11 protein-coding genes are annotated in these 12,673 nt (G+C 38.0%); 3 read left to right on the top strand and 8 right to left on the bottom strand.

The window, feature by feature from the left end; translation table 11 throughout:
• Nucleotides 1-19: 19 nt before the first annotated feature.
• Nucleotides 20-1,234, top strand: coding sequence for an amidohydrolase (locus F4694_RS11530; RefSeq protein ID WP_179597959.1), 1,215 nt, complete (start codon nt 20-22; stop codon nt 1,232-1,234).
• 62 nt (nt 1,235-1,296) lie between these two features.
• Here F4694_RS11530 and ncs1 read toward each other — a convergent pair whose 3' ends face one another.
• From ncs1 to F4694_RS11490, 8 genes are all read right to left on the bottom strand, one after another.
• Nucleotides 1,297-2,739 (bottom strand): NCS1 family nucleobase:cation symporter, encoded by a 1,443-nt coding sequence (ncs1, locus tag F4694_RS11525; RefSeq protein ID WP_179597957.1) that lies wholly within the window; start codon nt 2,737-2,739, stop codon nt 1,297-1,299.
• Nucleotides 2,740-2,751: 12 nt separating this feature from the next.
• Nucleotides 2,752-4,065 (bottom strand): sodium:solute symporter family transporter, encoded by a 1,314-nt coding sequence (locus F4694_RS11520; protein ID WP_179597955.1) that lies wholly within the window; start codon nt 4,063-4,065, stop codon nt 2,752-2,754.
• Nucleotides 4,062-4,754 carry a response regulator transcription factor gene (locus F4694_RS11515; protein WP_179597953.1) on the bottom strand — a complete coding sequence of 231 codons (693 nt, stop codon included), beginning with the start codon at nt 4,752-4,754 and terminating at the stop codon, nt 4,062-4,064. The genes F4694_RS11520 and F4694_RS11515 overlap by 4 nt, the downstream gene beginning before the upstream one ends.
• Before the next feature lie 18 nt (nt 4,755-4,772).
• Nucleotides 4,773-5,522, bottom strand: coding sequence for a sensor histidine kinase (locus F4694_RS11510; RefSeq protein ID WP_179597951.1), 750 nt, complete (start codon nt 5,520-5,522; stop codon nt 4,773-4,775).
• Nucleotides 5,523-5,621: 99 nt separating this feature from the next.
• Nucleotides 5,622-6,614 carry an ABC transporter ATP-binding protein gene (locus F4694_RS11505; RefSeq protein WP_179597949.1) on the bottom strand — a complete coding sequence of 331 codons (993 nt, stop codon included), beginning with the start codon at nt 6,612-6,614 and terminating at the stop codon, nt 5,622-5,624.
• Nucleotides 6,614-7,633, bottom strand: a complete 1,020-nt coding sequence (locus F4694_RS11500) for an ABC transporter ATP-binding protein (RefSeq protein ID WP_179597947.1) — start codon at nt 7,631-7,633, stop codon at nt 6,614-6,616. Before F4694_RS11500 ends, F4694_RS11505 begins: the two co-directional genes overlap by 1 nt.
• Nucleotides 7,634-7,648: 15 nt before the next feature.
• Complete coding sequence (gene nikB / locus F4694_RS11495) at nt 7,649-8,569, bottom strand: nickel ABC transporter permease (protein WP_179597945.1); 921 nt, start codon at nt 8,567-8,569, stop codon at nt 7,649-7,651.
• Between the two features lie 13 nt (nt 8,570-8,582).
• A complete protein-coding gene (locus tag F4694_RS11490) occupies nt 8,583-9,437 on the bottom strand; it encodes an ABC transporter permease (RefSeq protein WP_257029213.1) in 855 nt (284 codons plus the stop codon).
• A 336-nt stretch (nt 9,438-9,773) separates the two neighbouring features.
• Between F4694_RS11490 and F4694_RS11485 the strand changes: the two genes are divergently transcribed.
• Entirely contained in the window at nt 9,774-11,351 is a 1,578-nt protein-coding gene (locus F4694_RS11485; RefSeq protein WP_179597941.1) for a glutathione ABC transporter substrate-binding protein, read from the top strand.
• 78 nt (nt 11,352-11,429) lie between these two features.
• On the top strand, nt 11,430-12,671 hold the full coding sequence (locus F4694_RS11480) for an amidohydrolase family protein (RefSeq protein ID WP_179597939.1): 1,242 nt from the start codon (nt 11,430-11,432) through the stop codon (nt 12,669-12,671).
• Nucleotides 12,672-12,673: the final 2 nt, after the last annotated feature.

Below are 12,673 nucleotides of genomic sequence, written 5' to 3'. Positions count from 1 at the left end.
ATAGAAGGGATGTTTTAATATGAATCGTACTTATTGGTTAACAAATGCCCGCTTAGAAACGGGATATATAAAAGAAAATGATAGAGTAGCAGGAACAAAAACAGAGCTATTTCACTTATTAATAGAGGATGGTAATATCGAAAAAATAATCAAAGGATCAGTGCCTTTTGGAAATGATCTGCCTGTAAAGGATGCTGAGGGTTTACTCCTGCTACCCTCATTTATTGAAAAGCATGTTCATCTAGACAAGACTTACATGGGGGAGGACTTTCGGGCTTGTATCCCAGCTTCAGGTGTTATTGAACGATGTGAAATAGAAAAAAATATTCTCGCATCCATTCCTTCCAGCACACAGCAACGTGCAGAAGCTTTGCTGGAACTATTATTGTCTTATGGATCAACCCATGTAAGAACTCACGTGGATATCTATCCGGAAGTAGGATTGCACAATTTGGAAGGTGTCGGGCATGCACTAGAAACATACTCTAATAGGTTAAGTGCAGAAATTGTTGCCTTTGCCCAGCATGGCTTGCTGCGTCCTGGTACTGTTCAACTGGTAAGAGAAGCAGTAAGAAACGGTGCAGGGATTGTAGGGGCTGTTGACCCGGCAACTGTAGATCATAATATTGAAGCATCATTAGTACAATTAATGGATTTGGCTGTTGAAGGAAATGCTGATATCGACTTACATTTACATGACCCTGGTCACTTAGGAACTTTCACCATGAAACGACTTGCTCATTTAACCAAACAAGCCGGGTGGGAAGGAAGAGTAGCAGTCAGCCATGCATTCGGATTAGGAGATGTCTCGAAAGAAGAAGCAATTGAAATGGCAGGAATATTAAGAGAAGCAGGAATCTCTATTGTGACCAGCCTTCCAATTGGACGGATTATTCCACCGGTAAACATTTTAACAGATTGTGGAGTGGATGTAGCTGTTGGGAATGATAATATCTATGATTCTTGGTGGCCAACAGGAAATGGTGATGTTCTTGAGAGGGCAGGACGTCTGCTCGAACGATTCAGATGGACAGATGAGGTTTCACTTGGTCAAACGTTAAAGTATATTACAGGCGGTAAAACTCTATTAGATAAGGAAGGGAACCAGTTATGGCCAAAAGCAGGTGATGTGGCTAGTATGGTACTAGTTGAAGCCAGCTGTGCCGCCGAAGCAGTCGCTAGGCGGGCAAAACGCAAAATAGTTATCTACAAAGGTAATGTAGTCTTGGAATAAAGTATGAGAGGCTGGGTCTAATGGTTGGTAAGTAACAACCATTTAGGATCAGCCTCTTCTTTCTATTCCTTTATTGCACTTAATTCAAATTGCTTATTAATATAATATAAAGCTAGATATAAAGGAATGGCTAGCAATATCCCTGTAAACCAAGAAATACTTGTCACCGGACCAAGTAAGGGTACAAAATTACCCATTAGGCTTATTATGCCTGCGAAGATGGTTGCAAGCATAGCGGGGAGATTAATCCCGTTTGAATATCGATTGTGGTTACTAGAATATAATTCTTGTAAATTAATTTCTTTTTTACAAATTAGAAAATAATTCGTCAGTGTCACACCAATGACGGGACTTAACAATCCCCCTACAATATTTAAAAAGGCGAATATGCTTGTCGGGTTCTCCATTAACTTCCACGGCATAATAAAAAGACCGATAACGGCAGCGGCTAAAGCCCCTGTTTTAAAATTCAGTCTTTTTGGGAAAAGAGAAGCCAGTTGATAGCCGGCAGGTATGATATTTCCAACCATATTAACTGATAAAGTAGATAAGCAAATCGTTAGAAGTGAAAGGGTAATGGCAAATCTACTATCGAATCGCTCAACAACTTCAAGTACATTCCAAATCGGAACTCCAAAAGCAATCTCTGAACCGACAATGATCGAAATGCTAGCTACAGCAAATAATAAATACGTAATAAACAGCCCAGAAATCTGTCCCATTGACTGATCTTTATTGGAACGAGAAAACCTGGTAATATCAGAAACACTTAGAATTTGTGCAACCCATGTTGCCAAAATGGCCGAAACACAACTTATGAAAACGAAACTACTATTTCCTTGGACCCCTTTTGAACTATAGTTTATGATTGTATCAATTCCACCTGCCAGTCTAATGGTCCAGATAGCCATTCCGCCAAAAACCACAAAAATTAATGGAGACACCATTTTTGTTAACTTCCCTAATCGATCGATACCGGCAAAAATGAATAAAACATTAATAATCCAAAAGAGTAGAAAGGAAAGGAGGCCAGATAGATTTAATCCGAAAAAGTTGAAATTTCCGCCTAAAGATAAATACTCTGGCCAAAATTCCCCTATTAAAATACTAAGGGCAAGACTGCCAGCATAGGTTTGAAGACCAAACCACATAATCGCGGCAATAACGCCTCGTAGGACTCCCGGAAAGAGGGCACCCTTTATTCCATAGCTTGCACGGAGCAGAATAGAAAATGGAATTCCATATTTGCTGCCGGCATGCCCATTCAATACCATCATGACTGATAGTAATATGGAAGAAATGATAATGATAAAGAATACCTGCCAAATAGATAGTCCCAATGCAAAGAATCCGCCAATTGTTACATAGGAAGGCACGTTATGAACAGAGCCCATCCAGATAGAGAAAAATTGTCCTATTTTCCATGTCCTAGCCTCAGAAGGAGTTGGTAATAAATCTGGACTATAATGGGCTTGATTTTCGATTTTTGCATGACTTTGTCCCAAACAAACCGCCCCCTATAGTAGCTTAATATTTTTTCTAGTTATTGTTTTATAGATTAAGACAAGTAAACAAAGAACTGTTGAAATCGTAAAGCTTAGCCAGATTCCTTTAAAGTCTTCCGTTCTTGTTACAAAAATATAGCCTCCAATAGCTCCAATAAAGGATGAAAAGGGGACTATGAAAGGAAGAACACCTTTACTAAGGATGATATATAGAATGGGGCTAATCACCGCCGCATAAATATTCCCAGTGAAAAATAATAGCGTGAGCGGACTGGGAGTAAGAATACTGACAATGACGAGTAAACATAGACATACTGCTCCTGAAAAAAGATAAGTGTATTTCCATTTCTCATCGTTTGTTAGAGTAAAAAACATTTCCATTATATTTTTTACAAAAAGGGTAGTAGTAGCGTGCAATTCCGCACTGAGGGCCGAAGCGATTGAACTAAAAACAAAGACCACGAATAGGACGATTAATATAGATGATTGGATTCTGTTTACTAGTTCAGAGAACAAGGAATAAACATTTTCAAAGCTTCTGCCGAATATTGTAATCATTAACAAGGAGGATAAAGCCAGTGGGATGGTTGCCCATATTAATCCTGTTAAAGTAAAGGTTAGTTGAACCTTTTCTTTTTGAATGATAAACATTCTTTGCCATGAAGCACGGTCAATCAAAATTTGACCAAAAAAGACAAAGATTGCTGTAAAAATAAACCAAAAGGCATCCGTGTTCTTTATATACAATAAATAAGGATGATATAGCTTAATTCCGTCATAAACAGGATAAACCCCTTCTTGAATATAAAAGTAGACGGGGATAATAATGACGGCTGCAAAAATCAGGGTGACATTAACACCAGCGACTTGGTGAAGGCGCTGCATGCCCCCGGCTCCTCCGATAAAAAAACAAAAAGTTAAAAAAAGCAATAACCCAATAAAATAAGGAATCGGAAAAATCATCTGAATAAGAATCCCTGCGCCCATAGCTTGTACAAATAAGGAATGAAAGCTTGTTAGGATAAGAACTGTTAGCATTAACCAATATCCGTTTGGTGTTAATTTTTGTCTTAGAACATCTCCGATTGTGTGCTGACCAGGGTGATTTTCACGGATTTTTTTTGCTAAAAATCCAAATAAAATAGAAGATAATGCCCCTACTAGTGAGTATCCAATTCCACCGATAAGACCGTATTTAATCAAGGTTTCAGGAGATGAAAGGATTGTATTTCCTGTTACCCATCGAGCCAATAAACTAACAACTCCAAAGCTTACCCCGAGTTTAATGGCCCCACTGATATATAACTGATAATCATTCTTTTTCAATGGAATGTCTCCCTTAAGCGAAAATCCCTTGGTGATTGTCCTGTCATTTTTCGGAAAATTTGACTAAAATAATGCTGGCTGTTAAAACCGCATCTCTCAGAGACCGTACTAATACTTAAATCAGGATGCTCAACGAGCATTCTTTGAGCTTCCTTTAAGCGAAACTCGTTTAAATACTCGGAAAAGCCCATCCCAACCTCCTCATGAAATTTTCTGCTTAAATAAGCAGAATTAATATGAATTTTTGACGCTAAATAATTTAACGTTAATTTTTCACTATATTCCGCATGAATAATGTTTATCGCATTAATAATTTGTTCTGAATAACGCCCTAATCTTTCATACTTGCTTAATACGGCCATTAATTCATCTTCAATAATTGGTTTGGTTATGTAATCAACGACCCCAAGCCTTATTGAAGTTTGAGCATATTCAAAATTTTGAAAAGCAGTAACCATTATAATATCAAGCGTATATGTTTTTGTTAGTTCTTTCGCTAAATCCAATCCATTCTTCCCAGGAATCTGAATATCTAGAAATGCAAGAAAGATGTCATGCTGCTTAACGATTTGGAGTGCTATGGAAGCATCTTGAGCTTTGAAAATCTTCCAGTTTGGAAATTTTTTAAGGATTAAATACTCGAGCTGCTCTAATTCTAGCGGTTCATCATCAACTAGCAGGATATTCATACGTAATGTTCACCTTCCTTAAATTTCAGAACTCAGTATAAATGGAAAAATAGCTAAAACACTTGTCCCATTGTCTGAGTTGATTAATTGTACAGATGTTTTACCATCTGGAAATAATAACTCCAGTCTTTTTGTAATATTTACTAAACCAAGTCCTCTTTCCCGTGAGAGTTCCTCAGCACCTTCAACCGCATTGTTCCACACTGTGATATGGATGTCTTTATCCCGTTTTTCAATGGTTGTTTTTAAAAAGGCTTCGCCAACATATCTCTCAAAAGAATGTTTAAAAGCATTTTCGATAAAGGTTTGAATAATAAAAGGGATGGTAATGGCTTGGTTTACATTTGGATCGATTGAAAATTCATAATGCAGCCTGTCCCGAAATCGTATTTTTTGTATTTCTAAATAATAATTGACATAGGTTATTTCCTCATCGATTGTAATAAAAGTATTATTTGTTTGATACTTAAATTTAAGCAGCTTTGATAGAGTCTCAATCGATCGTATCAATTCTGTTTTACGATCGAGCCTTGCTAAGCTTAAGATCGAATTTAATGTATTAAAAAAGAAATGTGGCTGAATCTCTTGATTCAATTGGTTGTAGAGGGCAGTTTGCAGCTCTCTTTCTAAAGCGATTTCCCGTGTTTTTTTTTCCAGCAAGTCTATTCGCTTTTCAAAAATAAACAAAAAAAGCAATGTAAAGGCCCCTAGTAAAGGCACTAGGGCTGCAATCATTATATTTAGGGAGAAAGCTTCCACTGTTAACATAACCGAAATTCTCCTTTATATGAAGAAAAAGGGAGTCAGTTACTTCTCCCTTTTTTAATATAATATTTTACCGTAATATCTTTTAATAATAAAACACTGTTACTTAAAATTTTCTGCGTAATGACAGCTGACCATATGATTTGTATCCAATTCTCTTAAAGCTGGTTCTTCCGTTTTACATTTCTCTGTTACAAATGGACAACGGGTATGGAATCTGCAGCCGTTTGGCGGATTAATAGGAGAGGGGACGTCTCCTTTTAAGATGATCCGCTCCCGTTTTAATTCTGGATTTGGGACAGGAATCGATGATAGCAAAGCACGTGTATATGGATGCAGCGGTGTATCAAATAAATCTTTTTTATCTGCAATCTCAACGACTTTCCCTAGGTACATAACCATGACACGATCTGAAATATGTCTGACTACACTCAAATCGTGAGAGATAAATAAAAAGGTAAGTCCAAACTGTTTTTGCAGTTTCTTTAGTAGATTTAAAACTTGTGCCTGAACAGATACATCCAAGGCCGAAACAGCTTCATCGCAGATTATTAGTTTAGGATTAACTGCAAGGGCTCTGGCAATTCCAATACGTTGGCGCTGACCGCCGCTGAATTCGTGAGGGTAGCGGTCAAGTGCCTCTGGGGGAAGCCCCACATAGCCAAGTAGTTCGAACATTCGATCCATTCTTTTTGACTTTTCCACTACATCTTGGATGGCCATGGCTTCATTTAAAATTTGCTTAACGGTTTGTCTTGGATTTAGAGAAGCAAAAGGATCCTGAAATATAACCTGTAAATCTCCTCTAAGCTTTCTCATTTCTTTCTTATTTAATCCTAAAATGTTTGTCCCTGAATAATAAACTCTTCCAGCTGTAGGTTCATCAAGTCTTAAAATCGCGCGGCCAGTTGTGGATTTTCCGCAGCCAGATTCACCTACAATACTTAAAGTCTCACCTTCATATAGCTTGAAGAAGATGTCGTCTACTGCTTGTACATAGGCTTTGGGCTTGAAAAGGGAGTCTGTTTTAACAGGAAAATATTGCTTTAAATGTTCTACCTCTAATAATACGTTTTTATCTGCTGCACCCTGCATTATTTTACAGCCTCCTCTTTTACCATTTTTACTGTCCATAGATCTGTATACATCCAACAGCGAACCTTTACACCATCATTTTGTTCAATAAGCTCTGGCTGCTGCTCGTGACAAATCGGTTGCTGATGAGGGCATCTTGAAGCAAAGCGACAGCCAGCAGGCATATTGTAGGGACTAGGGACACTGCCTTCAATCGTTTGTAATTCTTCCTGGTCTTCGTGAATTTTAGGCAGTGAATCTAGTAAACCTTGTGTGTATGGATGTCTTGGATTAGCAAAAATTTTCTCGGTTGGTGCATGTTCAATTATATTACCTGCATACATGACGGCTACCGTATCACAAGTTTCGGCAACGACACCTAAATCATGGGTAATCATTATGACACCCATGCCCAGCCTATTTTGCAAGTCTTTAATTAACTCGAGGATTTGAGCTTGTATGGTTACATCCAATGCTGTTGTTGGTTCATCTGCAATTAATACCTCAGGGGTACATGCAAGCGCCATCGCAATCATGACACGCTGACGCATACCACCGCTTAATTGGAAAGGCTCTTGTTTTGCTCTTTTTTCCGGGGAAGGGATTCCAACAAGCTTTAACATTTCGACTGCCCTTTCCCATGCGGCTTTACGTCCCATGTTTTGGTGCATTCGTAACGCTTCAGCAATTTGTTCTCCAACCGGTAAAACAGGATTCAATGAAGTCATTGGCTCCTGAAAAATCATCGAAATCTCATTACCACGAACCCTTCTCATTTCGTCTTCAGATATTGTCACTAAATCTTTTCCTTTAAACAAAACTTGTCCGCCCGCTATTTTCCCAGGAGGGGAGGGGATTAAACGCAGAATGGAAAGAGATGTTATACTTTTCCCACAGCCGGATTCACCGACAATTCCTAAGGTTTCCCCTTTATGCAAACTAAAATCGATGCCATCAACCGCCTTACTTACCCCGCGCTTTGTAAAGAAATGTGTTTTTAATCCTTTTACCTCTAAAATCGGTTTGTTACTCTCCGTCATCACATTCACCTCCTGTTAATTTAATTCAATCCGTTTATTAAAGAATCGGTATAGTACATCGACAATCAAATTTACCACGACGAAAACAAGAGAGGCTACTAATACCCCGCCTTGAACCATTGGTAAATCCCTCATTCGAATCGAGTCGACAATCATTCTTCCTAGTCCATTAATAGCGAAGATGGATTCAACCAGAACTGTCCCGCCAAGTAAAGCTCCGAATTGTAAACCAACTACTGTAATAACTGGAATTAAAGCATTACGTAATCCATGCTTATAAATAATTACACTTTCACGTACCCCTTTAGCACGAGCTGTTCGGATATAATCCTGACGAATAACTTCGAGCATACTTGATCTTGTCATACGGGCTACAATGGCAGCACCCCCTGCACCTAATGTCAGAGCAGGCAGGATAACATGAAGAATGCTATCCCAGCCAGCAACAGGGAGGATTTGCAGTTTTACTGAGAAGAAATACATTAACATTAAACCAAACCAAAAGCTTGGTAATGAAATACCTAATAAGGCTACAATCATTACTGTTGTATCTTTTAGGGAATAAGGCTTAATCGCAGAAATAATACCAGCAGCCATCCCTAAAACAATGGTTATAAGAATACTAAAAAAGGAAAGCTCAACGGTAATAGGTAATCTCACTAATATTTCATCTAGGACTGGCTGACTATTCTTAAGTGATACTCCAAAATCTCCACGAAAAACGCTCGTTAAGTAATCGAAATATTGTACCAATAATGGTCTATTTAAACCTAATTGATCCCGTATGGCTTCAATGGTTTCCTTTGAGGCTCCTTCACCAGCAAGTAAGACAGCTGGGTCACCTGGAACTAACTGCATTATAAAGAATACGACAAAGGTTACCCCTATAATGACCGGAATGGTTTGCAGTAATCGGCGTACTATAAACATCAACATCTAATATACCTCCCTATTTCTTCATTCTTGGATCAAAAGCATCGCGTAATCCATCTCCAAAAATATTAAAGCCTAAAACTAGTATAGAAATAGCCAGTCCTGGAAATATGGCGATATAAGGTGCAGAAAATAAGAAATCCCTGCCGCTGCTTAACATCGTTCCCCACTCTGGAGATGGTGGCTGGGCACCTAGACCAAGGAATGATAAACCGGCTGCTGATAGAATGACGGTAGCTAGTCTTAGTGTTCCTTGTACAATAATAGGTGAAAGAATATTGGGTAAAATATGTTTAAAAATGATCGTTAAATCATCTGCTCCAAGTGAACGGACGGCGTCAATATATTCAAGTCGTTTCACTTCCAATGTTGAGCCGCGGACAATCCTAGCGAATAATGGAATTGAGTATGCGCCGACGGCTATCGTTACATTAATTAAACCAGGTCCAAGTGTACTAATGATAGCTAAAGCAAGTAAAATACCAGGGAAAGCCAAGAGAATATCCATGATCCTCATTATGGTTGAATCAATCCATTTTCCGTAGTAGCCTGCGATAAGTCCAAAAATAATTCCAAAGAAAGCACCAAAGATTACAGCAGTTATTCCAATACCCATCGAAAGTCTAGAACCATATAGGATTCTGCTTAGAATATCCCTTCCTTTATCATCTGTACCCATCCAGTGATCTGTTGAGGGAGGTATTAATTTATTTTCTAAATTTATTTCATATGGATCATAGGGGGCAAGTAAGGGTGCGAAGAGTGCGACAAATATATAGAAAAGAATGATGATAGCACCGACCATTGCAGCTTTGTTCATGGTTAAAATAGATAAGAAATCTTTTATTTTAGATTCTTTCGGTTGATTCATTGTTTGTGTAATTACAACTGGTTGTTCGGTTTTTGCTTCTAGTGTCATGTAAAACCCTCCTTAATTTTTATTGAAAGAATGATGTCATTTCTAGCTGTTATAATCCTCCTCTCAGAAACTATTAATTTTTTGAGATATGTACAAAATTATCAAAATTAATGGGAAAGTAAATATTTTTTAATTTTTTTGTCAAAATAGTTTAAATTCTTGTAAATATTCTGTAAATATTCCAGTGAATCATCTTCTATAATTCAGATAAGGATTTCAAAGGAACTCAGAAAACTTTTTCCTTTTAAAATGAGAATCCTATAAATATACACAAAGGAGAGGCGAGGAATGGAGAGAAAAAAACGATCCATAAAAAATGTCATTTTATTAGTATTAGTAGGATTATTGCTTCTAGTTGTTCAAGCATGTTCGACAAAATCAAATTCTTCTAATGAAGCTGCAGGCAACAAAGAAGAAACAAAAGAGGGTGGAACATTAACAGTGGTTCGACTTTCTGACGCAACCAAGCTAGACCCACATTTTATTACCGATATCCCATCAGCAAACATTATTTACCAAAAGGTTTATCAGGGACTTGTCGTACCGGATAAGGATTTTAAAATTCAACCGCTTTTGGCAAAAGAATGGACAGTAGTAAATGATACGACTTGGGAATTCAAATTAAGAGATGATGTAACATTCCATGATGGAACACCATTTAACGCAGAGGCAGTAAAAGCGACATTTGATCGTTTATTAGATCCAAATACAGGATCACCGCAACGGACGAAATTTGAAATGATTACAGAAGTAAAAGTAATAGATGAATACACTGTACAATTATTGCTTGCCTACCCTTATGCACCGCTACTATCTATTTTGGCAAGTCAGGAGGGCAGCATCATTAGCCCAAAAGCTTTAGCTGAAAATCCTGAAAAACTAGCTGAGCATCCAGTTGGTACTGGCCCATTCGTGTTTGGAGAGTGGAAGAGTGGACAAGAAATTTCACTAAAGAGGAATGAAAATTACTGGGGCAAGAAACCTAATATCGATTCTGTCGTGTTTAAGGTCGTTCCAGAGGATGCTACACGTCTTGCAATGATTGAAACGGGTGAAGCACATATCAACGACCAAGTACCGGTAACTGAAATTGAACGAATCGAAGCTTCCGATACAATGGGTCTCTATCGTACAGAAGGACTAGCTGTCGAATATCTTGGATTTAATACAAAGAAAAAGCCATTTGATGATGTAAAAGTCCGTAAAGCAATCAGCCATGCGATTGAAAGAGAAGCTATTATTAAAGGTGTATATAATAATGTAGGAACACTCGCAAACGTGGCGATGAGCCCTAAGGTATTAGGATATAGCGACAAGGTTAAGCCTTATGATTATGATTTGAATGAAGCAAAGCAATTGTTAAAAGAAGCTGGATATGAAAATGGTTTGAAAATTAAATTATTAACAAGTGATCGAAAAGAACGAGTTAACATGGCAGAAGTAATCCAATCTCAATTAAAAGGGATCGGAGTAAATGTAGAAATTCAAGTAATGGAATACGGTGCATTTATTGAAATGATCAATAATGGCGAACATGAAATGGTAATCAACGGTTGGGGAAATGCAACTGGTGACGGAGACTATAACCAGTATAATTTATTCCACACTGCATCACAGGGGCCTGCAGGTAACCATTTCTACTACAGTAATCCAGAGGTAGATGAGAAAATTGAAGCAGCACGTCAAGAAACAGATGAAGCTAAACGTTTAAAGCTATATGAAGAAGTTATGCAAATTGAAATGGACGACGCGGTTTATATTCCAATTCGTAACTACGAGCATTTAGCGGCTCATAGTAAAAACGTTAGTGGTTTTTGGTTAAACGCAGCAAACTACCTTATGATTGATGATGTAGTGATTAAATAAATGAGGTTTTATATTCAATGGGAAAGTACTTTTGCATAAAAAAGTACTTTTCCTATTTCAACAATAGGAGGAATTGCCATGACTACTTTTTGGCTGACAAATGTCCGTTTAGAAAAGGGTTTCAAGTACGATAATGATCGTATTACTGGTACCGAGACGGAAATTTGCCATTTAAAAATCCAAGATGGAAAAATTGTCGAGATTACAAATGTATACCCAAAAAATATAGAAGAAAAACAGGTTGAGGCCTGCCAACAACTCCTTCTTCCATCGTTACGAGATATGCATATTCACATCGATAAAACATACTACGGAGGACCATGGAAGGCTTGTACTCCACTCACAAAAGGCATATTTACTCGGTTAGAAGAGGAAAAAGAACTGCTGCCGAAGTTGCTGCCAACTGCACAAGAAAGAGCAGAGAAAATGATTGAATTGTATTTGAAAAATGGTCATACCCATATTCGGACTCATTGTAATGTGGATCCTGTAATTGGCCTCAAAAATTTAGAGGCAACAGTAAATGCTTTGAAAAAATATGAGGATGTATTAAGCTATGAAATCGTTGCTTTCCCGCAGCATGGCTTATTAAAAAGTGACTCTGTTCAATTGATTCGAGATGCAATGAAAAATGGGGCTACATTAGTTGGCGGCGTTGACCCAGCAACCGTAGACCGTAATATCGAAAAATCTTTATATACTATTTTTGAAATTGCCGTTGAAAACAATAAAGGTGTAGATCTCCATTTACATGATCCCAACACTTTAGGAGCATTTACATTTGAACGAATGGCACAATATACGAAAGAAGCGGGTCTGAAAGGGCGGGCAACAATCAGCCATGCCAATGCACTAGGTGACTTACATGGGGAAGAACTCACAGAGATTATTACGATATTAAAAGATCAAGAGATTGATATTACTTCAACTGTCCCAGTAAATCGGCCTACAATTCCAATTCCAACTCTAGACAAGTTTGGAATTCAAGTTTCTGTGGGACATGACAGTATTACGGATCATTGGTCCCCATTTGGAACAGGGAATACGATTCAAAAGCTTGGCATTCTAGCGGAACGATTCCGATTGTCTGACGAATATTCTCTATCATCAACCTTAAAATACGGAACAGGCGGTGTAACACCACTAAATGAAAAAGGTGAGCGAGTCTGGCCGAAGGTTGGCGATGATGCAACGATGATGCTAGTAAACGCATCCTGTTCTGCTGAAGCAGTCGCAAGGAGAGCTTCTGTAGAATCAGTATTCTATAAAGGGAAAAAGGTAGAAAGCAAGCTAACAGAATCAAATTCGGTGCAGATATAAAG

Origin of the sequence: Neobacillus driksii, assembly GCF_013409995.1 — a bacterium.
In the GTDB taxonomy this organism is placed as follows: Bacteria; Bacillota; Bacilli; order Bacillales; family Cytobacillaceae; genus Neobacillus; species Neobacillus driksii.
This window is presented reverse-complemented; position numbering and strand designations above follow the sequence as displayed.